General features: G+C 61.5%; 23 protein-coding genes. 8 read left to right on the forward strand and 15 right to left on the reverse strand.

Annotated elements, in window-relative coordinates; all coding sequences use genetic code 11:
* Positions 1-191: 191 nt before the first annotated feature.
* The 6 genes from adk to AKL28_RS18150 all read right to left on the reverse strand — a co-directional run bounded on the left by adk (position 192) and on the right by AKL28_RS18150 (position 4,279).
* Positions 192-848 carry an adenylate kinase gene (gene adk / locus AKL28_RS18125; protein WP_050469558.1) on the reverse strand — a complete coding sequence of 219 codons (657 nt, stop codon included), beginning with the start codon at positions 846-848 and terminating at the stop codon, positions 192-194.
* Between the two features lie 281 nt (positions 849-1,129).
* Positions 1,130-1,933 carry a 3-deoxy-manno-octulosonate cytidylyltransferase gene (gene kdsB, locus AKL28_RS18130; RefSeq protein WP_050469559.1) on the reverse strand — a complete coding sequence of 268 codons (804 nt, stop codon included), beginning with the start codon at positions 1,931-1,933 and terminating at the stop codon, positions 1,130-1,132.
* Positions 1,934-1,991: 58 nt separating this feature from the next.
* Positions 1,992-2,180, reverse strand: a complete 189-nt coding sequence (locus AKL28_RS18135; protein ID WP_050469560.1) for a Trm112 family protein — start codon at positions 2,178-2,180, stop codon at positions 1,992-1,994.
* Positions 2,161-3,192, reverse strand: coding sequence for a tetraacyldisaccharide 4'-kinase (lpxK, locus tag AKL28_RS18140; protein ID WP_050469561.1), 1,032 nt, complete (start codon positions 3,190-3,192; stop codon positions 2,161-2,163). The genes AKL28_RS18135 and lpxK overlap by 20 nt, the downstream gene beginning before the upstream one ends.
* Before the next feature lie 43 nt (positions 3,193-3,235).
* Complete coding sequence (locus tag AKL28_RS18145) at positions 3,236-3,661, reverse strand: ExbD/TolR family protein (protein ID WP_050469562.1); 426 nt, start codon at positions 3,659-3,661, stop codon at positions 3,236-3,238.
* Positions 3,662-3,673: 12 nt separating this feature from the next.
* On the reverse strand, positions 3,674-4,279 hold the full coding sequence (locus tag AKL28_RS18150) for a MotA/TolQ/ExbB proton channel family protein (RefSeq protein WP_050469563.1): 606 nt from the start codon (positions 4,277-4,279) through the stop codon (positions 3,674-3,676).
* 148 nt (positions 4,280-4,427) lie between these two features.
* Between AKL28_RS18150 and xseA the strand changes: the two genes are divergently transcribed.
* Positions 4,428-5,810, forward strand: a complete 1,383-nt coding sequence (gene xseA, locus AKL28_RS18155; protein WP_050469564.1) for an exodeoxyribonuclease VII large subunit — start codon at positions 4,428-4,430, stop codon at positions 5,808-5,810.
* Positions 5,811-5,904: 94 nt separating this feature from the next.
* Here the strand turns inward: xseA and AKL28_RS18160 are convergent, their stop codons facing one another.
* The gene (locus AKL28_RS18160; protein WP_050469565.1) at positions 5,905-6,585 is read right to left on the reverse strand and encodes a GntR family transcriptional regulator; all 681 of its coding nucleotides are present in this window, start codon (positions 6,583-6,585) and stop codon (positions 5,905-5,907) included.
* Positions 6,586-6,686: 101 nt separating this feature from the next.
* Between AKL28_RS18160 and AKL28_RS18165 the strand changes: the two genes are divergently transcribed.
* The 5 genes from AKL28_RS18165 (at position 6,687) to AKL28_RS18185 (ending at position 11,372) form a co-directional block, all read left to right on the forward strand.
* On the forward strand, positions 6,687-7,412 hold the full coding sequence (locus AKL28_RS18165; RefSeq protein ID WP_050469566.1) for an HAD family hydrolase: 726 nt from the start codon (positions 6,687-6,689) through the stop codon (positions 7,410-7,412).
* A gap of 56 nt (positions 7,413-7,468) precedes the next feature.
* On the forward strand, positions 7,469-8,359 hold the full coding sequence (locus AKL28_RS18170) for an amino acid ABC transporter substrate-binding protein (RefSeq protein WP_050469567.1): 891 nt from the start codon (positions 7,469-7,471) through the stop codon (positions 8,357-8,359).
* 54 nt (positions 8,360-8,413) lie between these two features.
* On the forward strand, positions 8,414-9,433 hold the full coding sequence (locus AKL28_RS18175; protein ID WP_197091066.1) for a threonine ammonia-lyase: 1,020 nt from the start codon (positions 8,414-8,416) through the stop codon (positions 9,431-9,433).
* 281 nt (positions 9,434-9,714) lie between these two features.
* Positions 9,715-10,293, forward strand: a complete 579-nt coding sequence (gene sodB, locus AKL28_RS18180) for a superoxide dismutase [Fe] (RefSeq protein ID WP_050469569.1) — start codon at positions 9,715-9,717, stop codon at positions 10,291-10,293.
* A gap of 167 nt (positions 10,294-10,460) precedes the next feature.
* Complete coding sequence (locus AKL28_RS18185) at positions 10,461-11,372, forward strand: LysR family transcriptional regulator (protein ID WP_050469570.1); 912 nt, start codon at positions 10,461-10,463, stop codon at positions 11,370-11,372.
* 74 nt (positions 11,373-11,446) lie between these two features.
* Here AKL28_RS18185 and AKL28_RS18190 read toward each other — a convergent pair whose 3' ends face one another.
* Together AKL28_RS18190 and AKL28_RS18195 are read right to left on the reverse strand one after the other, a co-directional pair.
* Positions 11,447-12,748: an MFS transporter gene (locus AKL28_RS18190; protein ID WP_050469571.1), complete on the reverse strand. Its 1,302-nt coding sequence runs from the start codon at positions 12,746-12,748 to the stop codon at positions 11,447-11,449.
* A 150-nt stretch (positions 12,749-12,898) separates the two neighbouring features.
* Positions 12,899-13,741 (reverse strand): class II aldolase/adducin family protein, encoded by an 843-nt coding sequence (locus AKL28_RS18195; protein WP_050469572.1) that lies wholly within the window; start codon positions 13,739-13,741, stop codon positions 12,899-12,901.
* 195 nt (positions 13,742-13,936) lie between these two features.
* Here AKL28_RS18195 and AKL28_RS18200 point away from each other — a divergent pair, with 195 nt between their 5' ends.
* A complete protein-coding gene (locus AKL28_RS18200; protein WP_050469573.1) occupies positions 13,937-14,323 on the forward strand; it encodes an OsmC family protein in 387 nt (128 codons plus the stop codon).
* Here the strand turns inward: AKL28_RS18200 and AKL28_RS18205 are convergent.
* The 5 genes from AKL28_RS18205 to AKL28_RS18225 all read right to left on the reverse strand — a co-directional run bounded on the left by AKL28_RS18205 (position 14,305) and on the right by AKL28_RS18225 (position 21,054).
* A complete protein-coding gene (locus AKL28_RS18205) occupies positions 14,305-15,228 on the reverse strand; it encodes a DedA family protein/thiosulfate sulfurtransferase GlpE (RefSeq protein WP_050469589.1) in 924 nt (307 codons plus the stop codon). The genes AKL28_RS18200 and AKL28_RS18205 overlap by 19 nt on opposite strands.
* A 263-nt stretch (positions 15,229-15,491) precedes the next feature.
* Positions 15,492-16,853: an MFS transporter gene (locus tag AKL28_RS18210; protein WP_050469574.1), complete on the reverse strand. Its 1,362-nt coding sequence runs from the start codon at positions 16,851-16,853 to the stop codon at positions 15,492-15,494.
* Positions 16,854-17,026: 173 nt separating this feature from the next.
* The gene (gene gudD, locus AKL28_RS18215) at positions 17,027-18,382 is read right to left on the reverse strand and encodes a glucarate dehydratase (protein WP_050469575.1); all 1,356 of its coding nucleotides are present in this window, start codon (positions 18,380-18,382) and stop codon (positions 17,027-17,029) included.
* A 281-nt stretch (positions 18,383-18,663) separates the two neighbouring features.
* A complete protein-coding gene (locus AKL28_RS18220) occupies positions 18,664-19,785 on the reverse strand; it encodes a sterol desaturase family protein (RefSeq protein ID WP_050469576.1) in 1,122 nt (373 codons plus the stop codon).
* Positions 19,786-19,956: 171 nt separating this feature from the next.
* Complete coding sequence (locus AKL28_RS18225; RefSeq protein ID WP_050469577.1) at positions 19,957-21,054, reverse strand: LacI family DNA-binding transcriptional regulator; 1,098 nt, start codon at positions 21,052-21,054, stop codon at positions 19,957-19,959.
* 233 nt (positions 21,055-21,287) lie between these two features.
* Between AKL28_RS18225 and dkgB the strand changes: the two genes are divergently transcribed.
* A complete protein-coding gene (gene dkgB / locus AKL28_RS18235; protein ID WP_050469579.1) occupies positions 21,288-22,097 on the forward strand; it encodes a 2,5-didehydrogluconate reductase DkgB in 810 nt (269 codons plus the stop codon).
* A 69-nt stretch (positions 22,098-22,166) separates the two neighbouring features.
* Here the strand turns inward: dkgB and AKL28_RS18240 are convergent, their stop codons facing one another.
* A complete protein-coding gene (locus tag AKL28_RS18240) occupies positions 22,167-23,459 on the reverse strand; it encodes an MFS transporter (protein WP_050469580.1) in 1,293 nt (430 codons plus the stop codon).
* Between the last annotated feature and the right edge of the window lie 49 nt (positions 23,460-23,508).

Consider the following 23,508-nt stretch of genomic DNA (forward strand, 5'->3'; position numbering starts at 1 on the left):
ATACTGCGCCTGCAAATTGCGTCGCCCTTTTTCTTGGATTTCTTATGGTGTTGCCGGGGCTGCCGCCGCCGTGCATGAACCTGCACGGCGGTGGTTGAAAATTCAGTCCATCACTGACCTTGCCTGCCTTGCCGCTTCGCGATCTCTACGCCGCGCAGGCATGAAAAAAGCGGACCGCAGTCCGCTTTACTTTACTCCGCCAGGGCGGCAAATGCACGATCCCGGATTTCTTCCACCGGTCCCACGCCGGCGATCTTGCGATACTTCGGCGCGCCCGGTTGACCGGACTTGGCCCAATCGCCGTAGTAGCCGAGCAGCACTTCGGTCTGGTCGTGGTACACGGCCAGGCGCTTCTTGACGGTTTCTTCCTTGTCGTCGTCGCGCTGGATCAGGGCTTCGCCAGTAGCGTCGTCACGGCCTTCGGCCTTGGGAGGGTTGAACTTCACATGGTAGGTGCGGCCCGAACCCGGGTGCACGCGGCGGCCGCTCATGCGCTCGACGATGGCGCTGTCGGGCACGTCGATTTCCAGCACGTAGTCGATGGCCACGCCGGCTTCCTTCATGGCGTCAGCCTGGCGCGTGGTGCGCGGGAAACCGTCGAACAGGTAACCGTTGGCGCAGTCGGATTGCTGCAGGCGATCCTTGACCAGGCCGATGATGATGTCATCCGAAACCAATCCGCCTGCGTCCATCACCTTCTTGGCAGCGATGCCCAGTTCAGTTCCCGCAGCCACGGCAGCGCGCAGCATGTCGCCGGTAGAGATTTGCGGGATGTTGAATTTTTCCTTGATAAAAGTGGCTTGCGTACCTTTACCGGCACCAGGCGCTCCTAAAAGGATGAGGCGCATATCGTTTCCTAAATTGAGGTTTCTGAAATATTGAATGCTTGAATTCTTTTGCGATGGGATGGCGATCGATACCAACCGTCTGGGCAGTTGTGTCTCTTTTTGAGGCGCCGTTTGCATCAGCTCTTGACGAAACTTACCACAAAATCTTACCGAACCATGACAAACGCCCGATTTTTAAGCAGTCTCCAGCCTGTGATTGTGTCGCGCAAGTTTGACAAAAAACTTACAAAACGGCCGCCTGCCAAGACTTTCAGCAGCAGTCGTTTTTGACCTCGCGCAAACTACAAGGAAGAAATGGTCTTCACCAGGGGGCTGTCCGGCGGCGCCTCGAAATGTTTGCGCACACGCAACAAATCTTCCGGCGTATCCACGCCCGCTTCCGGCACCACCGAAGTCACATGCACCGCGATCGAATGCCCGTGCCACAGCACGCGCAATTGCTCCAGGGCCTCGATGCGTTCCACCGGCGACGCGGAGAGCGTCGGGTACAACTGCAAGAACTTGTTGCTGTACGCGTACAGGCCGATATGGCGCAGCGGCGCGTAATCATGGGCGTGGTCCTCGGGCAGCACCTCGCGCGACCTGGCGAAGGCATCGCGGTGCCACGGAATCGTGGCGCGCGAGAAATACATGGCGCAGCCGTCCTTGTTCAAGACCACTTTCACCACGTTGGGATTGAATGCATCGGCGGCCGTCTCGATCGCATGGGCGGCAGTGGCCATCGGCACGCCGGCCTTGATATGGCCGGCAGTGGCGGCGATCAGGCCCGGATCGATCAGCGGCTCGTCGCCCTGCACGTTGACCACGACCGCGTCATCGGCCAGATCCAGCGAAGCGGCTACCTCCGCGATGCGGTCGGTCCCGGAGGGATGGTCGGCGCGCGTCATCGCCACTTCCACACCGTGCTGCTGGCAGGCGGCATGGATATCGTGATGGTCGGTGGCGACGATGATGCGCGCAGCGCCCGACAGCGCGGCGCGCTCGGCCACGCGCACGATCATCGGCTTGCCGCCGAGATCGGCCAGCGGCTTGTTGGGCAGGCGCGTCGATGCCAGGCGCGCCGGGATGATGACGGTAAAGGACATGGGCTTGGAACGTGTTGTTTGCTACTTCAAACCCGCACAGGCGGCGGCTTGGATCGGTTCAGGCAGCAGGCGAGATCGGCGCGGCATTGATGTCGCGCGCTTCATCGGCCCACATGATGGGGATGCCATCGCGGATCGGATAAGCCAGCTTGTCGCCTTTGCAGATCAGTTCCTGCGCTTTCTTGTCGTAGTCCAACGGGCCCTTGCAGATTGGGCAAACCAGGATATCAAGCAGTCGGGCGTTCACGGAGTTTCTCCACTATATGTTCAGCCAGCGCGCCGTCGATGCGCGCCGATACGGGCACGACCCAGATGCGCGGGTCGTTTTGGATGGCCTCGATAGCCCTGCATTTTACTGCATCCTTCTCTGTCACCAGGATGACATCGGCCTGCAGGCCGGCGAAAGGATTATCGGAGAAGTCATAATGGTCCGGCAGCGGATGCTCGGCAAACGCCAGGCCGGCGCCACGCAGGGTGGCGAAAAAACGGCCGGGATTGCCGATACCGGCCACTGCAGCAATGCGTGCTCCACCTTCCCCCATGTTCGCCAGCGGACGACGCATGGACGGCGATGCCAACTGAACCGCCTCGCCCGCCTCCAGCCGCATCGCGTAACTGCCGGCCGGAGCCGCGCTGCCGGCAGGCAAATTGGACACGGAAAAATCCCGGCGGCGCGAAGCCGGCTCACGCAGCGGGCCGGCCGGCAACAGCCAGCCATTGCCCACACCGCGCGCATCCGACAGGACGATCTCGATGTCGCGCACCAGCGCATAGTGCTGCAAACCATCGTCGGACACCACCACATCCACCTCCGGGTGCGCTACCAACAATGCCCGGCCCGCCGCCACGCGGCGGCGCCCGACCACCAGCGGCACGCCGGTACGCTGCACGATCAGAAGCGGCTCATCGCCAACCTGCGCCGCGGCCGAACCGGCATGCACTTGCGCCACCGCCTCGGCGCCGCCCGCGCCATAGCCGCGCGATACCACCCCCGGCGTGTAGCCGGCGGCACGCAAGGCCTCGATTAGCCAGATCGAAAACGGCGTCTTGCCGGTGCCCCCGACAAACACGTTGCCCACCACGATGACCGGTACCGGCAGGCGTTCCGCGCGCTTGAATCCCAACGCGAACAGCGCACGCCGCAGCGCCGCCAGCGCGCCGAACAGCAGCGACAGCGGCCACAACAGGCAAGCCAGCGGCCCGCGGCCTTGCCAGGCGCGGGTCAGGATGGCTTCGGCATTGCGGTTGGAGTCGGCCATATTCGATGAGTTTGATGATTGCGGCAGGCGCCGCATCGCACGCTTACTTGCTGCTGGACTGCGCCGTGAACGTCACCTTGGGAAAGCCGGCGATGCGCGCAGCTTCCAGCACATTGATCACGGTCTGGTGCGTCGCCAGTGCATCGGCGTTGATGATGACCACCGGATCGCTCTTGCCGCTGCCCTTGAGCACGGCCTGCATCTCATCGGCCAGGCCTTGCGCGTCGCGTGCGGAAATACGGTTGTTGTTGATGGCGTAACGGCCCTGCGCATCCACCGCGACATTGATCTCGAACGGCTGCTCCAGCGCTTTCTGCGCATCGGCGGTGGGCAGCGTGATCTGCAGCGCGGTGAACTTGCTATAGGTGGTGGTCACCATCAGGAAAATCACGATCACCAGCAGCACGTCGATGAACGGGATCAGGTTGATCTCCAGGTCTTCGCGGGGGCGGCCTTTGCGGAAATTCATGGCAACATCCTCTTAGCGACGCACGTCATGCACGATGTCGACGAACTTGACCGCCTGCTGCTCCATGTCGACCACGAAGCTGTCGACCAGCGCGCGGAAATGGCGGTAGAACACCAGCGCAGGCATGGCGATGGCCAGGCCGAAGCCGGTGTTGTACAGCGCGATGGAAATGCCGTGCGCCAGTTGCGCCGGATTGGTGCCGGCGGCGTTCTGCGACGCGAAAATCTCGATCATGCCGACCACCGTGCCGAACAGGCCCATCAGCGGCGCCAGCGAGGCAATCGTGCCCAGCGTGGTGAGGAAGCGCTCCAGCCGGTGCGCGGCGGCCTGGCCGGCCTCTTCGATGGCTTCCTTCATCACTTCGCGTGGGGAATCGACGTTGCGCAGGCCGGCCGCCAGCACATGGCCGAGCGGGGAATTCTGCTCCAGCTTGTCGATCACGTCGTCGTTGACGCGGCCGCTCTGGTAGACGCGCACCACTTCGCCCAGCAACTCCGGCGGCAAGACCCGGGCGCGGCGCAGATAGACCAGTCTTTCGATGATCAGCGCCAGGCCGATGATGGATGCGATCAGCAAAGGCCAGATCGGCCAGCCGGCGGCGAGGATGATGGCGAGCAAAACGAACTCCTGTAGGGGAAGAAAACGGATACGGGTGCAGAATGTAGCCTGTTGCAGCGCTACGGGCAAGCGCAACCCGGCAGCTGTTGGCTTTACAATGCGGGAGACATTTTATCGCCCTCTATAAGATAGTAGATAGCCGCCCGCCATGCCTGCCGACAAATACCCCCCCTTCCGCACCGCCCAGCCCGCCGCCGGCGACTCCGGCCCGCCGGTGCTGACGGTGTCGGCCCTGAACCAGTCGGTGGCGCGGGTGCTGGAGCGCACCTTTCCGCTGATCTGGGTCTCGGGAGAAATCTCCAACTTCACCCGCGCCGCTTCCGGCCACTGGTATTTCAACCTCAAGGACGACGGCGCCCAGGTACGCGCCGTCATGTTCAAGGGCCGCGCCCAGTACGCCGGCTTCGCGCCGCGCGAAGGCGACAAGGTCGAAGTGCGCACCCTGGTCACACTGTACGCGCCGCGCGGCGACTACCAGCTCAACGTGGAAGCGATCCGCCGATCCGGCGTGGGCGACCTGTACGCGGCCTTCCTGCAACTCAAGGAAAAGCTGGAACGCGAAGGCCTGTTCGACCGCGCAACCAAGCGGCCGCTGCCGGCCTTCCCGCGCCGCATCGGCATCGTCACCAGCCCGCAGGCAGCGGCGCTGCGCGACGTACTGACCACGCTGCGCCGCCGCGCGCCGCATGTGGAAGTCATCCTTTATCCGACCCCGGTGCAAGGCGATGGCTCGGCCCAGCGCATCGCCGCCGCCATCGACACCGCCTCCGCGCGCGCCGAATGCGACGTGCTGCTGGTATGCCGCGGTGGCGGCAGCATCGAAGACCTGTGGTCGTTCAACGAAGAGGTGGTGGCACGCGCCATCGCCGGCTGCTCGATGCCGGTAGTTTCGGGCGTCGGCCACGAAACCGATTTCACCATTGCAGACTTCGCCGCCGACTTGCGCGCCCCCACCCCCACCGCAGCCGCCGAGCTGGCCGCGACGGCGCAGGAAGACTGGCTGGCCGAGCTGCGCGCCCACGCCCAGGACCTGACGCGCGCGCTACGCCGCACGCTCACGGAAAAGGCGCAAACAGTCGACTGGATGTCGCGCCGGCTGGTCAATCCGGCCGCCTACATCCAGCATGAGCGCGTCAAGCTGCAGGCGCTGCAAACCCGCCTCTCGCACGCCACCCGCGTGCCGCTGACGCAAATGCGCCACCGCTTGCAACAGTTGTCCACCCGCCTGGCGCACCAGTTGCCCGATACCGCCCACGCACGGCGCGACGTCTCCGACCTGGCGCGCCGCCTGCATGGCGCACTGGCCGCGCAGCAGCTGCGCCAACGCCAGGCACTGGCCGGCCTGAACACCCAGCTCGAGCTGCTCAACCCGCAGCGCACGCTGGAACGCGGCTACGCCATCGTCACCGACCGCCAAGGCCGGGTGCTGCACTCGCCCGCCGAGTTGTCGGCGCGCAGCCAGATCACGGTCCGGCTGGCGCAAGGCAGCGCTGAGGTCGATATCGCCGGCGTGCAGCCGCGGCTGGACTGACACCGGCCATTCGATTTTTTATAAGCATTTTCTCGCCGGACGCAGGCAGGAGAGGCGATACCGGATTTCCATCATTGTGTCTGAATGACGCCAACTATTTGGATTCTGTACTCTTCAGAACATGCACTATCTCGTTGCCGGTTTCCTCGATATGCGCCCTTAGCAGCTTCTGAACCTCTTCGCTTTTGCGCTGCCGGCACAACTCCAGGATCGCCCTATGATCATCTTGTGATTGCTGCTTGTAAGCAGTCTTGCTCCACAACAGCCGAAGATAAGGTTCCAAGCTTGTTCTGAGACGGTCAAGAATAGCGACGGTACGGGGCATTCCTGCTTTCGCATACAAACATTGATGGAAATTCAAGTTGTTTGTAATCAGCGAATCTATGTCCTGTACTTGCTCCAGCGCTGCTATCGCTGCCTCAGCGGCAGAAAAATCATCTTCCTCAAGCAGTGGTATGGCCGCTGCCAGCAACTTTGCTTCCAAGGTTGCGCGCAGATCTGTAATTTCATCAACATCGTCGGCCGACAATAAATAGACGACGGCCCCGCGGCGAGGAATCACCTCCACCAAGCCTTCGTGTTCAAGCATGCGAAATGCTTCTCGCACTGTCACCTGACTAACCACGAACTGCTTGGCAATCGCATCTTGCCGCAACGGTTCCCCGCCTTTCAGTACGCCTTTCAGGATGGCGTCGCGCAGTGCATCAGCAATTGAAGCTGTCGCGGGCTGACGCTTGGCGATCGATTCTTGCGCAAATGTTTCCAGTATTTCCATATTCACCTCGGTTTCCAACATCTTACCAAAATTGGTTGACGAGATCGATTATCGATAATAGCATTATCAATTATCGATAATCGATTAATTAAAGGAAAACCATGAAACTGAACATGAACAACTTCGATGCCCTGACTTTCGACGTCTATGGAACGTTGATTGACTGGGAGCCCACCATCATCTCCATGTTCCACAGCACCGCAGAGCAACACGGTGTCGAGCTGTCGCGCGATCAGTTGCTGATGGAATTTGACAAGGCACGTGCCGCTCTGCAGCGCATCCGCCCAGCCCTGCTTTATCCCGATGTGCTGCGCGAATCCTATCGCCAGTTCTGCGCCAGCTACGGCATGCCCGTCAATGACCAGGAATGCGAGGTCTATGCAAATTCCGTCATGCTGTGGCCCACATTCGAAGATACCCGTAACGCGATGGCAACACTCCAGAAACGTTACAAGATCGGCTTGTTGAGCAACATCGACAACACGTCTATCCAGTTCTCCGAGCGCAAGCTTGGCATCAAAGCCGACGTGATCGTGACGGCTGAGAACGTCAACGCCTACAAACCCGATCACGCCCATTTCGAGTCCGCCTTTGAGGCGTTTGCTGCGATGGGTATCCCGAAGGAACGCATCCTGCATGTCGGCCAAAGCCTGCGCGCCGATGTCATTCCCGCCAACCAGCTCGGCATTTCCTGCGTATGGATCAAGCGCCCAGGCCGCAGCCTCGGCTCCAGGCCCGAGGACGCACAAGGCGCCAAGGCGGATCTCGAACTCGACACGATGCGTGAGCTGGCGCTGTATCACGTTGCACAGCAGGCGTTGCTGTAAAAAATATCCGTACGAGTTTCGCGGCAACTTAACTGAACTGATACAGGGAGGGCAGTATGAAGATCGCAAGACCCGCAATGAAGAAGTTGTTTATCGCTATCGGCGCACCAATCCTGATGATCGCGGCCGCAAGCGTGGCTCACGCGCAAAGCGCCGATTCGACAATCAACAGAATCAAGTCCACCAACAAGATCAAGATAGGCGTGCGCGACTTCAGCATTCCTTTCTCTTACCTGGATTCCAATCAAAAGCCCATCGGCTATTCGATCGACTTATGTATGGCGGTGGTCGATTCGCTCAAGAAGGAGTTGAATCTCCCGAATCTTGAAGTGGTCACGCAATCGGTTGATCTGTCCACGCGCATACCACTTGTCCAAAACGGCACCATCGACATGGAATGCGGGTCAACGGTCAACACGCTCGCTCGCCAAAAGCAGGTCGATTTTTCCTATGTCACGGCGGTTGCGGCAGATCAGCTTCTGGTGAAAGCCAATTCCCCCGTCAAGGAGCTGGAAGACCTTGCAGGGAAGGTCATCGCTCTTCCAAATGCATCAACCAGCATGGCCATGCTGCTCAGTGCGAACAGCAAGCGCAATCTCAACGTGCGCTTCCTATATGTGCGGGAACAAGCGGAGGGGCTCCTGGCGGTTCAAACGGGACGAGCTGATGCGTACATCACCGACAACACGATCCTCTACGGCCTGAGGAAAAACTCCAAAAACCCGGAGGAATTCCGCATCACCGGCCGGCCGCTCTCGTACCTTCCTTACGGGATCCTTGTGGCCAAGAACAATTCCACTTTGATGGCAATCATCAATCGCACAATTGCCGAGAAATTCCGCAATGGCGAAGGGAAGTCGCTTTATGAAAAGTGGTTCGGGCAGTTAGGCATGCCTCTGTCGCCTGTCACCAAAGCAGCTTTTGAATTGAACTCGATCCCGGATTAAACGTTTAGCCGCCCACCTCACCGTGGGCGGTTCTTTTTGTACAGGTGTATTTATATGACCTTGGAAAAATCCATCCAGCATTCCACCTTGGGCATGCTGCGCATCCCGAACTTTTCGGATATTGAATCCGCTTCCCAAAGAATTGCTCCTTACGTCACGCGTACACCGTTACTGAGATCCCCTATCTTGGACAAGTTGGCTGGAGCACCCGTCTGGTTGAAAGCAGAAAACTTGCAACTCACCGGCGCATTCAAATTGCGCGGCGCATTCAACGCGTTACTCACGCTAGATGAAGAAACACGTAGTCGGGGTGTCATAGCGTACTCAACAGGAAATCATGGCCAAGCGATTGCCTACGCAGCCAATCGATTAGGAATTCAGGCCACAGTGATCATGCCGGCTGACGCTCCCAAGACGAAGATGGATGGCGTCAGACGCTACGGGGCTATCGTGCATCAGTACGATCGGCACACCGAGAGCCGAGAAGAAATAGGCATGCAAATCCTGCAGCGTACTGGCGCAACGCTGATTCCGCCGGGCGACCAGCCCGATGTCATTGCAGGCCAAGGCACCGTCGTTTTCGAAGCCTGGAATCAGCTACAGGAAGAACAGCGCTCCACGATACGCAAGATCCTGGTGCCATGCGGCGGCGGCGGGCTGGCGGCAGGCACTTGCATTGCGATGTCCAGTTTGGCCAAAGAGACAGAGATCTTTGCGGTCGAACCGTTTGGTTTTGACGATACGGTGACGTCATTGGCAAGCGGCAAGCGGGAAAAAATTATTGGGAACAATCAAACGCTGTGCGACGCATTGATGGCCTCCATACCAGCCGAACTCCCTTTCGCCGTCAACTCCGCTTATTTAACCGGCGCCGTCGCAGTAACAGATGACGAAGTCAAACAGGCAATCCGATTCGCTATCGATACACTACGCCTGGTCATCGAGCCCGGCGGTATCGTTGCCCTGGCCGCGATTCTGGCAAGAAAAATCCAATTGAATGGTGAACCTGCATTGGTAGTGCTTTCTGGTGGAAATATTGACACCGACATTCTGTCCAGCATCCTTGCTACTTGACCTTGCCTCAAATTCTCGACGCGTTACATGCGTGACACATCCCAGACCAACGAGTGAATAAGCCGCAAGCTCCGGCCGCATGCGGGCTGCGCCGGATTTTCTCCTGTTCCCGCCAAAGCCCCGCAGATGAGAATAATTCCAATTTACAAAATACCCAGTGCCGGCGCGGCTTGGCGGCCTATTGACCGGATGCAAAGAATCCATATCCGCTTTAGAATCGCAGGTTCAGAACAGACCCTCGGTAATCACCTGATACCTCAACAAGACTGAAAGGATTCACCATGGCACATACCCTTCCGGCACTGCCTTACGCTCTGGACGCGCTGGCGCCCACGATTTCCAAAGAGACCCTGGAATACCACTATGGCAAGCACCACCAGACCTATGTGACCAACCTGAACAACCTGATCCCGGGCACCGAATTCGAAAACCTGTCCCTGGAAGACATCATCAAGAAGTCCTCCGGCGGCGTCTTCAACAACGCGGCCCAAATCTGGAACCACACCTTCTACTGGAACGGCCTGACCCCGAAGGGCCAAGGCGCTCCTAGCGGCGCGCTGGCTGACGCCATCAATGCCAAGTGGGGTACGTTCGACGCCTTCAAGGCCGAGTTCACCAAGCAAGGCCTGGCCAACTTCGGTTCCGGCTGGACCTGGCTGGTCAAGAAGGCTGACGGTTCGCTGGACATCGTCAACACCACCGGCGCCGGCACCCCGCTGACCACCGACAGCAAAGCTCTGCTGACCGTGGACGTGTGGGAACACGCTTACTACATCGACTACCGCAACGCCCGCGCCAAGTACGTGGAAGCGTTCTGGGGCATCATCAACTGGGATTTCGTCGCCAAGAACTTCGCGTAATCGGCGCCGCCTTTCCGGCACATGAAAAGAGCCACGCAATGCGTGGCTCTTTTCTTTTACGGGACGTGCCCGCAGCCACGCCAACGCCTGCCTATCCGGTATGATCACTCCACCCGAGCACCCCGCAAAAAACAAAAGCGCCTCCAAGATCAGACAGAGACACTCCCATGAAAGACGAACGCTTGCTCGAGATGCAAGTCTTCAAGGCCGTGGCCGACCACGGCGGCTTCACCGCCGCTTCGCATGCGCTGGGCGCCAGCCAGCCCTTCGTCAGCCGCACCTTGAACAACCTGGAAAAACGCCTCGGCGTGGCACTCTTGCGGCGCTCCACCCGCCAGGTCAACCTGACGGAAGAAGGCAAGATCTTTCTCGCCTCCTGCAACCGGATCATCGGCGACATCGAGCTGGCCGAAGGCCAGATCTCCTCCACCGGCGCCACGGCCTCGGGCGACCTGCGCATCACCGCCGCGACTTCGTTCGGGATGGACCAGGTCGTGCCGCTGCTGCCCGAATTCATGGAGCTGTACCCCAATGTGCGGGTGCGGCTGTCGCTGTCCGATAACCTGGTGGACATCATCGGCAACGGCGTCGATGTCGCCATCCGCATGGGCCACCTGCAAGACTCCATGCTGCTGTCCCGCAAGCTGTGCCACCTGCAGCGCATCATCGTGGCCGCCCCTTCCTATATCGAACGCCACGGCGCCCCCAGGACGCCGGACGACCTGCGGCAACACAACTGCCTGCAATGGGAAGCGCCGATGGATCACCTCAACAACTGGCCCTTCATCATCGACGGCCAGCGCATGAGCGTGGAAATCAAGGGCAACTTCCAGTTCACCAGCGGCATGTCGTCGGTCGAGATGGTACTGGCCGGCGTGGGCATGACGCGCATGGCCGAACACTTCGCGCTGCCGGCCATCCGCCGCAAGAAACTGGTGCCGCTGCTCACCGAATACCAGGCCCAGGACGACACCGCCATCTACGCCGTCTACGCCAAGGAACGCCACGTGCATCCCCGCGTGCGCGCCTTCGTCAATTACCTGGTCGAGAAATTCAAGGAACCGCCCTGGACGCGCTGACCCCGCAAGAACGGGCATAAAAAAAGCCGCCCCGAAAGGCGGCCAAACACTTGCATGGTCCGATGCGTGCGCCGTTACTTGTCCAGCCGCTTGGGCAGCATCATGGTCACTACCGCGCCGAATACCATGATCGCGCCGATGATGTACATGCCGATGTCGGTACGTCCGGTCGATACGTTGAGCCAGCCCACCAGGTAAGGCGACACGAAACCGGCGATGTTGCCGAAGGAATTGACGAAAGCCAGCGCCGCCGCCACCGAGGCGCCGACGAACATGCTGGTCGGCAGCGCCCAGAACAGGCTGATGCAGGAATACACGCCGGCCGCCGCCAGCGACAGGCAAGCCACCGTCACCATCGGGCCGCCGTTGATGATCATGGCCAGCGCCAGGCCGATGGCGCCGATCGTCAGCATGGAGGCGAAATACAGCCGGCGCTTGCCGCTGATGTCCGCGCCGCGGCCCGAGAGATAGAGCGCGATGGCGGCGACGATATTGGGGATGGCCGAATACAGGCCGATGTGGAACGGGTCGGCCACGCCTGAGCGCTTGATCAGCGAGGGCATCCAGAAACCGACCGCGTACAGCCCCATGATCAGGCAGAAATAAATCAGCACGAATACCCACAACTGGCGGCTGGCCAGGAATTCGCGCACGCTGCCGTGCTCGACCTTGTCGGCGTTCTCGGCACGCAGGTCGGCTTCCATCCGCTCCTTCTCGGCCGGCGTCAGCCACGACACCTTGCGGAAATCGTCATACATGAAAAAGAACACGACGACTCCCAGCACCACCGCCGGAATCGCCTCCACCAGGAACAGCCATTGCCATGCCTGCAGCGGATGCACATTACTGAACGCATCGAGGATCCATCCCGACAGCGGACCGCCGACGATGAACGCCAGCGGCGCGCCCATCACATAGATAGCCATCGCGCGGCCGCGGCGCTGCGCCGGGAACCACAAGGTCAGCAGGTACATGATGCCCGGCGCAAAGCCGGCCTCGGCCACGCCCAGCAGGAAGCGTGCAATGTAGAACTGCATCGGCGTCTGCACAAACAGCATCGCCGCCGAGATGACGCCCCAGGTGATCATGATGCGGGCGATCCATACACGTGCGCCGACGCGGCGCAAGATCATGTTGCTCGGCACCTCGAAGATCAGGTAACCGATGAAGAAGATGCCGGAGCCGAAACCGTAGATGGCGTCGTCGAACCTGAGCGCGTCCAGCATCTGCAATTTGGCGAAGCCGACGTTGACGCGGTCGAGGTAGGCCACCAGGTAGCAGGCGAGGATCAGCGGCAGCAGCCGCCAGTAAGCTTTTTTATAAACGTCGGCGCCGTCAGCGTGCGCCAGCGGGCCGCTGTTGTATGCGGTAGTCATGTTGTTTGTCTCCTGAGTGGCGGTTGGCTGTATTTTTATTGTTGGGACAGATAGCGCAGTTTCCCGGCTGCCGCTCCTGCCCGGCAAGGGCGCTTCGCCGAAACGAGAGCGCCCTGCCAACGCTTGTTGCCTGATTGTAGTGGGTTGTTCTTAGTCGAACAGGTCGGGCTGCAAGTGGGAGATTTCCGCGAACAGCGTCTGGAAGTGCAGCCAGCCGATGAACTCGTTGCCCAGGTGCTCGCGCGAATAGCCGGCGAACTTGGCATCGATTTCCTTGGGACGGATTTCCTGGGCGGCTTCGATCATCAGCTGCATGCGGCAGCAATGGTCGAGCGCGATGAAGTGCCAGCAGGCATCGTCGATGCTGTGGCGGCTGGCCACCAGCAAGCCGTGGTTCTGGTGGATGATGGCCTTGTTGGTAGCGAAAGCGCGCGCCACCGGATGGCCGGATTCCTGCGCCACCGGCACCTTGCCGGCGCCGTCGCCCAGCACCGCGTGGTCGCCATAGAACATGCAGGCGTCCTGCGTGACCGGCGAGAGCGGGCGGCCGAACGCGGCCCAGGCTCCGCCGTGCACGGTGTGCGCATGGCAAGAGGCGACGATGTCGGGGTTCTGCTCATGGATGGCCGAGTGCAGTACGTAGCCGGCCTGGTTGATGGCGTACTTGCCTTCGATCACCTTGCCGCCGTGGTCGACCAGCACCAGCATCGATGCCTTGACCATCGAGAACGGCACCGCCATCGGATTGGTCCAGAACAGGTCCGGATGCTCCGGGTCGCGCACGGTCAGGTGGCCGCCGAAGCCGAAGGAAAAGCCGTGCTTGGCGAACAGGCGGCAAGCCGCGGCAAGCCTTTCCTTGCGGTGCTGGCGCTCTTCGGCGACCGAGTTGAATACCGGCTCCTGCGGAAAGATCAGGCCTTCCTGGTTGGGCTGGTAAACGGATTTTTTATGGGCGCCCGGTTGGGGCTTGGATTGTGCGGCTTCCATCAGCATGGCTGTCTCCTGGGTGATCGAGCAGCCATTATAGGAAGCGCCTTGCGCCGGATTAACCACTTCGCCGGCATAGGACTTATGCAGCGGCGAACGTAAATCGGCCCAGCCGGAACGCCCGCATCAAGGATGCTCCCGCGATGTGACACAATCGAGCCTGTCATCCATCCCTTCACACCGACATCACGGAGAATCGACATGGCCCACGTCACCTTGCATAACGCCGCCGGCTACGCCCAGGAAATCAAGGCGCGCATTCATCAGTTGAAATCCGACGAACCCGAAAACAACGGCGGCAAGGATACCGGTCCGGCACCTTACGAGCTGCTGCTGGCGGCGCTGGCCTCATGCACCTCGCTCACGCTGCGCATGTATGCCGACCGCAAGGGCTGGGATCTGGGAAGCATTTCGGTGGATGCGCATTTCGGCCGCGATGACAGCGGGCTGGAAACCATCAGCCGCAAGATCGCCTTCGGCAATCCCCTGTCGCCGGAACAGCTGGCCCGCCTGGCGGAAATCTGCGAGAAGACCCCGGTCACCAAGACCATCCGCCAGGGCACGGCGATTCAGACGTCGATCGCATAGCCGGCGGCGCGCCAGGCGTCGATGCCGCCGGTCAGCGGCCGCACCTTCTTGTAGCCGCGCTGCATCAGCTGGCGCGCCACCATGGCGGCCGACGCCTCGTTGGGGCAGGCGCAATACACCACGACTTCCTCTTCGATCGGCCCGTCGAAGATGAAGGTCTGGATTTCCTGGTTGGAAATCGTCACCGCTCCCGGAATCTTTCCATCTTGCTGCGACAGCGGCGAGCGCACATCGATGATGGTGGGCGCGATGCCCTCTTCCAGCATGTTGTTCAATTCCTGCACCGAGATGCGCGCCATTTCCAGCGACTTGCGGAAGCGGCGGCGCTGCCACCACTTGTTGGCAATGAAGGCCGCCAGTGCGATCCCGATCAATAGCATGCCGTAATGGCCGAGCTGCGCCAGCACGCTGAGCAGGTCGTCCACCGCCGAGCTGAACAGCGAACCGAGGAAAATCCCCAGCCCGGCCCACAATGCGCTGCCGATGGCGTCGTACAGCAGGAAGCTGGAACGGCGCGTACCCATGGTGCCGGACAAGGCGCTGGCGATCGAGGCAAAGCCGGGAATGAATTTGGCCACCAGCAACGAGCGCGCGCCCCAGCGCAGGTAAATCGACTCGGTCTGGCGCACGCAGGAATCCGGGGAAAGCGAAATGCGGCACAGGCGCGACATGATCTGGCGGCCATAGCGCCTGCCGGCCAGATACCAGAAGTAATCCGCGATCAGCGCCGCAACCACCGCCAGCACCAGCAGCAAGGCGGCCGAATACTGCCCGTTTTGCGCCAGCGCACCGGTAATGATCAGCGTCGGATAAGCGGGCACGGGCGCACCCAGTTGCTCGACCAGCACATTGAAAAAGACGATGAGCAATCCGTACTGCTCGATCAGGTGGTACAGGGTTTCCATTACATTGTCGCCATCATTCTTGCCAAATGACAATCCGGCAAGTACATCCTGGTTGTCCGCCATGGCCAACCGCAGGAGGCCATTATAGGTTTGCCGCCCACACATTGCTTGTACATCGATGGCCGGAATAAAACCGAGATGGGGCTGGAAGTGCAAAAGAAAAGCGCTCCGGCGCCCGCCCGGAAGCGGAACGCGCGGAGCGCGAACGAGGAGATGCCTCGGAGAAAAACTGTACTTACGTCCGCCTGGTCATGCTTGCGGATTCAAGCGCGCCTTGGCAGCGCCCGGCTGCCGCCAACGGTGCCGTTGCCATCCTGCGGCGCCGGCTTGGTGCGCGCCAGGAACACCAGCACTGCTGCCAGCACCGAGGCGATGGAAAGCGCGTACAAGCCGCCCTGGATGGAACCGGTCTTCTGTTCCAGATATCCAAAGGTGGCGGGGGCGAAGAAACCACCCAAATTGCCCAGCGAATTGATCAGCGCCAGCACGGCGGCGGCAATGCGGCCGTCGAGATAGCCCTGTGGAATCGGCCAGAACAGCGAAGATGCCGCCTTGAAGCCGATGCCGGCAAAGCACACTGCAACGAAACCGACCACCGGTCCGCTCTGGGCCGACACCGCCATCCCCACCGCCGAGATCAGCAGCGTCAGGGCCACCCAGAATTGCTGCTTCTTGAAGCGCCCGGCCAGCACTGCGAACAGGTACATCGCGACAATCGAGACGATCCACGGAATGGAATTGAACAGGCCGACCTGGAAGTCGTTGAAATGCCCCATCTTCTTGATGATGGTCGGCAACCAGAACGTGGCGCCATAGATGGTCAACTGGATGGCAAAGTAGATGAAGCAGAACAGGATGATCTGCGGGTCGCGCAGCAGCATGAAGGACGAGACATGCGCCGGTCGGCTGGCCGCGCGCTGTTCCTGTTCGGCGGCGATCACGGCGGTCAGCGCCTGGCGCTGATCGGCGGTGAGCCATTTGGCGTCGCGCGGCGTCGAATCGAGCAGGAACCACACCACGAAGCACAGCGCCATCGATGCGCCGCCTTCGATCAGGAACATCCATTGCCAGCCATGCAGGCCGCCGCCCTGGATGAGCAGCAAGGCGCCGGTGATCGGGCCCGACAGGATGGAAGCGATCGCCGAACCGGAAAGGAATACCGCCATCGCACGGCCGCGCTCATGGTTGGGCAGCCATTGCGTAAAGTAATACACCACGCCCGGGAAGAAACCGGCCTCGGCCACGCCGAGCAGGAAGCGCATGAAATAGAAGCTGCTCTCGTTCTGCACAAAGGCCATGCATGCCGCGACCAGGCCCCAGGTGAACATGATGCGGGTCAGCCAGGCCTTGGCGCCATAGCGCTGCAGCAGCATGTTGGACGGTACCTCGAACACGGCGTAACCGACGAAGAACAGCCCGGCGCCCAGACCGAAGGCGGCAGCGCCGATGCCGAGGTCGGCGGCGAGGTGGGTGCGCACGAAACCGATATTGACGCGGTCGATGTAGTTGACGATGAACATCACCACGAACAAGGGCAGGATGCGCCACTTGATCTTGGCCACCGCAGTGGTGAGCGTCAGATTGGCCGGATCGGGAACTCCGGCCGGCGTTGCGGAAGTATTCACGAGTTTGTCTCCTCTTTCAGGACTCGGTATTGCTCGTTGATGGGAAAACCCTGGCGGCGCGTGAGTCACGCCGGCGCCCGAAATGATCCGGACGGCATGCCTTGCGCTCTTGCTTTTTCTTGTGCTTCTGCTGCGCTTTGCTGCTGTTCTTTTTCCTGCCTTGCCGGTGGCGTTCAGCGCACCAGGCAAGGTTTCTTGTTATCGAACTTCCAGCCCGGAATCAGGTACTGCATGGCCGCCGCGTCGTTGCGCGCCCCCAGCCCCATGTTGCGATACAACTGGTGCGCAGCCTCGACCTGCACCATGTCGATTTCCACGCCCAGGCCCGGCTTGGCGGGCACCTTGACGCGCCCGCCTGCGATCTGCAGCGGCTGCCTGGTCAGGCGCTGGCCGTCCTGCCAGATCCAGTGGGTGTCGATGGCGGTGATCTTGCCGGGCGCGGCCGCGGCCACGTGGGTGAACATTGCCAGCGAAATATCGAAATGGTTGTTGGAGTGCGAACCCCAGGTCAGCCCCCACTCGTTGCACATCTGCGCCACGCGCACCGAACCCTGCATGGTCCAGAAGTGCGGGTCGGCCAGCGGGATGTCGACCGACTGCAGCGAGATCGCATGGCCCATTTCGCGCCAGTCGGTGGCGATCATGTTGGTGGCGGTCTGCAGGCCGGTGGCGCGGCGGAACTCGGCCATCACCTCGCGTCCTGAATAACCGTTCTCGGCGCCGCAAGGATCTTCGGCATAAGCCAGCACGCCGTGCTGGTCGCGGCACAGGCGGATCGCATCCTTCAACAGCCAGCCGCCGTTGGGATCGAGCGTGATGCGTGCCTTGGGAAAACGTTCGGCCAGTGCTGCGACAGCCTCGATCTCTTCCTCGCCGCGCATGACGCCGCCCTTGAGCTTGAAATCGTTGAAGCCATAGCGCGCAAAAGCCGCTTCGGCCAGCTTGACGATGGCTTGCGGCGTCGTCGCCTCTTCATGGCGCAGGCGCATCCAGTCGTCGGCCTCGCCCTCTGCCGCGCGGTATGGCAAGTCGGTCTTCTTGCGGTCGGCCACGTAGAACAGGTAGCCCAGCATTTCCACTTCATCGCGCTGCTGCCCCTGCCCAAGCAGTGCCGCCACCGGCACTTCCAGGAACTGGCCGAGCAAGTCGAGCAGCGCCGCCTCCAGCGCGGTAACCGCATGGATGGCAATGCGCAGGTCGAAGGTCTGCTGGCCGCGGCCGCCGCTGTCGCGGTCGGCGAAAGCGGTGCGCGCACGATTCAGAATCGCCTGGTAGTTGCCGACCGACTGTCCCACCACCAATGTGCGCGCGTCATCCAGAGTCTGGCGGATACCCTCGCCGCCCGGCACCTCGCCCACGCCGGTATTGCCGGCACTGTCGGTCAGGATGACGATGTTGCGGGTGAAATACGGCCCGTGCGCGCCGGAAAGGTTGAGCAGCATGCTGTCGTGCCCGGCTACGGGGACCACGCGCATGTCGACGATCTTGGGGGCGCTGCGGACGGCGGATGCGGTTTGGGTGCTGCTCATACTGACTCCTCGTTGGCGCCGCTGCCGCGGCGTGTCTCTGTGATGCTGGTGCGCGTTCCAATGTGAAAACGAGTTGAAGTACAGATCGGCTTCATCTCTTCAATCGAATTTGGTAGCGCTACCAAATTAATTTTTAATGATGGTAGCGGTACCAAATATAGGTGTCAACTGTTGATTTCAGGCATCGAGAAACGAGGTGGAGTCTGTCCCTGCAGATCAGACGGGGAAATGAAGCAAAGGAGAGCGATACGGGAAAGCAGACAGGTCAAGCCTGGCGGTATTCAAACCAGTGCATACGCGACGATGGCTGTGGCCGCCACATCGATTGCCAGCACCAGTCCCCCGCCCAGACGGCGTTGCATGAACGCACCCAGCGCCCAGAACCCCGCCAGCAAGGCGCCGCTGGCCGCCAGCAGGCGCAGGTAGGACTGTTCGTCGGCAATCCATAGCAGCGCCGCAGCCGCCGCCAGCAAGACCGCGAACTGCACCACGGCCAGCGCGTTGGCGATGCGCGGCAATTGGGTATCGTAGCGCTGGCGCGCAACGTCCAGGTCGAATGGGGGATAGGGGTCGGGCACACCGGCCGGTCGCCAGCCCGGCGGCTTGAGCCATATTTTCAGCTTATCGCTCCAGCGCGGCATCCGGGCTGCGCTGCGCGCCAGTTGCCAGTAGCCGGAAAACACCGCCCACAGCGGGTCCCAGCTTTGCAGCGGCGTGCGGGTACCGTAGACCACCGGCTCCTTTTCTTCAGCGAAGGTACCGAACATGCGGTCCCAGATCACCAGCATGCCGCCGTAATTCTTGTCGAGATATTGGTCGTTCACGGCGTGGTGCACGCGATGGTTGGAAGGCGAGGAAAACACGCGGTCGAACCAGCCCAGCTTGCCGACATGCTCGGTGTGGATCCAGAACTGATAGACCAGCACCACCAGCCCGGCGATGCCGAACTGTTCGGGCGACACGCCCAGCAGCGCCATGGGCAGGTAGAAGATCCAGCCGATGAACACCACCGTGCTCTCCTGGCGCAACGCAGTGGAGAGATTGAAGTCCTGGCTCTGGTGGTGCACCGAGTGCGCCGCCCACATCAGCGCATTCTCGTGGCCCATGCGGTGCAGCCAATAGTCGAAGAAATCGAACAGCAAGATGGCGGCAATCCATCCCAGCGCGCCCTGCCAGAAACGCGCCGCCGGAAAGATCGCGAAGGCCCGGTAGGCCATCGCATACATCCCGACCTGGAACAGCTGCGTCACCAGCGCGACGAGCTGGCTGATCACGCCCTGGCTGAGGCTGCTGATGGCGTCGGCCAGGCGATAGGTATTGCGCCGGCGGACATAGCCATACGCGAATTCCACGCCGATCAGCAGCAGGAATACGGGAATGACATAAACAATAATCTTTTCCATGGGGGATATGGCGGGCAGCGGCGCAGGCGAAGTCTCCATTATGCCGCGAAGCAGCATAAGGTGCAGGAGTAGCTCGCTCACTGTTGCAGAAGCATCGGCACGATGCCGTAGCGCAAATAAGCAACGTGTTTTTTGCGGCGCAACTACGCCCTATGCGGGAACCTGCAGCCCTCAGGCACTCTGCCGCTTGATGATGGAAAAACCCACATCGACAATCGGCTCGTCGATCTCGAGGCCGGCAGCACGGTCGATGATGAACCGCGCCGCACGCTGGCCGATGCCGGTGCCGTCGATGCGCACGGTAGTCAGTTGCGGTTGCAGGTCGCGCGAGAATTCGAGGTCGCCAAAGCCGACCACGGCCAGTTGCTCGGGGATGCGGATGCCGCGGCTTTGGGCTTCGATCATCACGCCCAGCGCCAGCAAGTCGGAACTGCAGAAGATGGCATCCATGGCAGGCTGGCGCTCCAGCAAATCGGCCAGCCCCTTGCGGCCCTGGCCCAGCGTGGTCGGCGCGGTGACATGATGCATCGCCACCGGGGCCTCGCCTGCCACCATGCCGAGCGTCGTGGCTTCCCTGGCAAAGGCATTCATGCGGCGCTGGCTGCGTTCATCCTTGCCGCCCACCACCGCCACCACGCGCCGCCCGGCGCCATGCAGGTAACGCGCGACCTCGCGGCCGATGTCATCGTGCGAAAAACCGACCAGCATGTCGATCGGCGTAGGTGTCAGGTCCCAAGTCTCGACCACCGGGATGCCGCTGGCCAGGAGCCGCTTGCGGGCCTCGGCCGAACGCATGATGCCGGTCAGCACCACGCCGTCGGGACGGCGGCCGATGATGGCTTCCAGCAGCGCATCCTCGCGCGAGTTCTCATAACCGCTCTGCCCCAGCATGACCTGGTAGCCGGCCGCAGCCAGCGATTCAGTAAGCGTATGGACGATCTCCTGGAACACCGGACCGATCACGGTCGGCACCACTACCGCGACCAGCCGGCTCTTGTTGGAAGCGAGTCCGCCGGCCAGCAGATTGGGCACGTAGCCGGTGCGCTCCACCGCTTCCTTCACCTTCTGCAGCACCTTGGGCGACACCGCCGAGGGCGTGTTCAGTGCGCGCGAGGCAGTGATCGGCGCCACCCCGGCCAATTGCGCCACATCGCGCAGCGTGATGCCGCCGGCGCTCTTGCGGCTGGCGCGGCGGCGCGGCTCGGCGCTGTCGTCGTTGCGCGTGTCGGCGCGGCGATCGGGGTGGGCGGGAGGGACATTCTGTGGCATGCGCGCATTCTAGCATCGCCCTTGGTAGCGTTACCAAAAGGACAAGCCTGCGATGCCGGGTTCCATACTCGCCTTCGCCGTCATTCTTGATTGCGGTTCAAGAATGTTTTGCGTACCACACGGTTTTTGCAAAGACGACGATACGCGATACTGCAAGCCTGCCTCGCCGATGCGAGCCGCACCAACCATCCGGTGCGCGGTCATCCCCGCGCCCTTCACCAACAAGGATCTCCATGAGCAAGCACACCATCCCCGCCTTCGGCCTCGGCACCTTCCGCCTCAAGGGCCAGGAAGTCATCGACTCGGTCGCCACCGGCCTGGAGCTCGGTTACCGCCACATCGACACCGCCCAGATCTACGGCAACGAAGCCGAAGTCGGCCAGGCCATCGCCGACAGCCGCGTCGCGCGCGCCGAACTGTTCGTCACCACCAAGGTGTGGACCGAACACCTCTCGCGCGACAAGCTGATCCCAAGCCTCAAGGAAAGCCTGCAGAAACTGCGCATGGAACAGGTCGACCTGGCGCTAATCCACTGGCCCTCGCCCAACGATGAACTGCCGGTGGCCGAATACATGCAAGCGCTGGCCGAAGCAAAGAAGCAGGGTCTGGCGCGCCTGATCGGCATTTCCAACTTCACCATCGCGCACATGCAGCAAGCCATCGAAGCGGTGGGCGCTGATGCAATCGCCACCAACCAGGTGGAGATCCATCCCTTCCTGCAAAATCGCAAGCTGGCCGAATTCGCGCGCAGCCAAGGCATCCACCTGACCGCCTACATGCCGCTGGCCTATGGCAAGGTAATGCAAGACGCCACGCTGCAGGAGATCGCCGGCAAACACGGCGTCTCGGCCGCACAGGTAGCGCTGGCCTGGTCGCTGCAACAGGGCCATGCGGTGATCCCCTCCTCCACCAAACGCGCCAATCTGCAAGGCAACCTGGAAGCGGTGAAGATCAAGCTGTCCGACGCCGAGATGCAAGCCATCGCCAAACTGGACCGCGGCGAGCGCCTGGCCAATCCGGATTTCGCACCGAAGTGGGACTAAGTCTGGATCACATCACAATGAAAAAAACCGGCATGCGCCGGTTTTTTTCTTCCTCGACAATATTGCCGATCATGCGGCAGCCGGCAACGGTGTCGCCTTGTGGCCCTTGATGCGCAACACCATCACCGCACCGACCAGGCAAGCCGAACCCATCAGGATCGACGACAGCGTGTAGTTGCCCAGCGTGGCGCGCATGTAGCCGGCCAGTGTGGTGGCGGTAGCCGCGCCCAACTGGTGGCCGGCGACGATCCAGCCGAACACGACAGGGGCAGCCAGGCGGCCGAACACGTCGTTGGCCAGACGCACGGTGGGCGGCACGGTGGCGATCCAGTCCAGGCCGTAGAAGATGGCGAAGATGGCCAGGCCGTAGTACTGCAGGCCAAAGGCATAAGGCAGGAAAATCAGCGCCACGCCGCGCAGGCCGTAGTACCAGAACAGCAGCACGCGCGGGTTGTAGCGGTCCGACAGCCAGCCCGAGAGCGTGGTGCCGACCAGGTCCAGCATCCCCATCGCCGCCAGGATGGAAGCGCCGCCGACTTCGTTGATGCCGTAGTCGTTGCACATGGCGATGAACTGGGTGCCGATATAACCGTTGGTCGACAAGCCGCAGACGAAGAAGCTGAAGAACAGCAGCCAGAAATCGGGCATGCGCACCGAACTGCGCAATGCGCCGAAGGCGATTGCCAGCGGGTTCTTCTTGCTGGCGGCGTCCTCATTGATCTCGCTGGTTTGCCCAACCATCTTCTGGCCGATGGCCGCCGGACTTTCCGGCAACAGCAGCCACACCAGCGGAATCGCCAGGAGCGCCACGGCAGACACCAGGAACGCCACCGAACGCCAGCCGTAAGCGCCCACCATGGATGCCATCAGCGGCAGGAACACCATCTGCCCGGTAGCCGCGCTGGCAGTCAGCAAGCCCATGGCAAAACCGCGCCTCGCTTCGAACCAGCGGCTGACGATGGTGGCGCCCAGCGTGTTGGCAGCCACGCCGGTACCGGCGCCGACCAGCAGGCCCCAGGACAGCAGCATGTGCCAAGGCATATGCATCAAGGTGGACAGCGCCGTGCCGCTGGCCAGCAATACCAGCGCGCCGAGCACCACGCGGCGGATGCCGAAGCGCTGCATGGCGGCCGCCGAGAACGGGCCGATCAGGCCATACAGCGCGATGTTGACCGAGATCACCACCGAGATGGTGGAACGGTTCCAGCCGAACTCCTGCTCCAGCGGCAGGATCATGACCGAGGGTGTGGCGCGGATGCCTGCCGAGCACAGCAGCACGAGGAAGGTCACGCCGACCACGACCCAGGCGTAATGGAAGCGCGGCGTGACGGCATTGGCGAGCGATTGGGTGAGCTTGTTCATGTTGTATTTCTGAAGGAGGTTTGGCGGTAGTTTGTCTTGGTCTTTTATC

The sequence above is a fragment of the Herbaspirillum chlorophenolicum genome, assembly GCF_001189955.1.
Classification (GTDB): Bacteria; Pseudomonadota; Gammaproteobacteria; order Burkholderiales; family Burkholderiaceae_D; genus Herbaspirillum; species Herbaspirillum chlorophenolicum.

What these genes read in the sequence shown, in the direction of transcription:
- adk (WP_050469558.1), bottom strand. Translation starts at nt 848, where the DNA reads ATGCGCCTCATCCTTTTAGGAGCGCCTGGTGCCGGTAAAGGTACGCAA.
- kdsB (WP_050469559.1), bottom strand. Translation starts at nt 1,933, where the DNA reads ATGTCCTTTACCGTCATCATCCCGGCGCGCCTGGCATCGACGCGCCTG.
- lpxK (WP_050469561.1), bottom strand. Translation starts at nt 3,192, where the DNA reads ATGGCCGACTCCAACCGCAATGCCGAAGCCATCCTGACCCGCGCCTGG.
- AKL28_RS18145 (WP_050469562.1), bottom strand. Translation starts at nt 3,661, where the DNA reads ATGAATTTCCGCAAAGGCCGCCCCCGCGAAGACCTGGAGATCAACCTG.
- xseA (WP_050469564.1), top strand. Translation starts at nt 4,428, where the DNA reads ATGCCTGCCGACAAATACCCCCCCTTCCGCACCGCCCAGCCCGCCGCC.
- AKL28_RS18160 (WP_050469565.1), bottom strand. Translation starts at nt 6,585, where the DNA reads ATGGAAATACTGGAAACATTTGCGCAAGAATCGATCGCCAAGCGTCAG.
- AKL28_RS18165 (WP_050469566.1), top strand. Translation starts at nt 6,687, where the DNA reads ATGAAACTGAACATGAACAACTTCGATGCCCTGACTTTCGACGTCTAT.
- AKL28_RS18170 (WP_050469567.1), top strand. Translation starts at nt 7,469, where the DNA reads ATGAAGATCGCAAGACCCGCAATGAAGAAGTTGTTTATCGCTATCGGC.
- AKL28_RS18175 (WP_197091066.1), top strand. Translation starts at nt 8,414, where the DNA reads ATGACCTTGGAAAAATCCATCCAGCATTCCACCTTGGGCATGCTGCGC.
- sodB (WP_050469569.1), top strand. Translation starts at nt 9,715, where the DNA reads ATGGCACATACCCTTCCGGCACTGCCTTACGCTCTGGACGCGCTGGCG.
- AKL28_RS18185 (WP_050469570.1), top strand. Translation starts at nt 10,461, where the DNA reads ATGAAAGACGAACGCTTGCTCGAGATGCAAGTCTTCAAGGCCGTGGCC.
- AKL28_RS18190 (WP_050469571.1), bottom strand. Translation starts at nt 12,748, where the DNA reads ATGACTACCGCATACAACAGCGGCCCGCTGGCGCACGCTGACGGCGCC.
- AKL28_RS18195 (WP_050469572.1), bottom strand. Translation starts at nt 13,741, where the DNA reads ATGCTGATGGAAGCCGCACAATCCAAGCCCCAACCGGGCGCCCATAAA.
- AKL28_RS18200 (WP_050469573.1), top strand. Translation starts at nt 13,937, where the DNA reads ATGGCCCACGTCACCTTGCATAACGCCGCCGGCTACGCCCAGGAAATC.
- AKL28_RS18205 (WP_050469589.1), bottom strand. Translation starts at nt 15,228, where the DNA reads ATGGAAACCCTGTACCACCTGATCGAGCAGTACGGATTGCTCATCGTC.
- gudD (WP_050469575.1), bottom strand. Translation starts at nt 18,382, where the DNA reads ATGAGCAGCACCCAAACCGCATCCGCCGTCCGCAGCGCCCCCAAGATC.
- AKL28_RS18220 (WP_050469576.1), bottom strand. Translation starts at nt 19,785, where the DNA reads ATGGAAAAGATTATTGTTTATGTCATTCCCGTATTCCTGCTGCTGATC.
- AKL28_RS18225 (WP_050469577.1), bottom strand. Translation starts at nt 21,054, where the DNA reads ATGCCACAGAATGTCCCTCCCGCCCACCCCGATCGCCGCGCCGACACG.
- dkgB (WP_050469579.1), top strand. Translation starts at nt 21,288, where the DNA reads ATGAGCAAGCACACCATCCCCGCCTTCGGCCTCGGCACCTTCCGCCTC.
- AKL28_RS18240 (WP_050469580.1), bottom strand. Translation starts at nt 23,459, where the DNA reads ATGAACAAGCTCACCCAATCGCTCGCCAATGCCGTCACGCCGCGCTTC.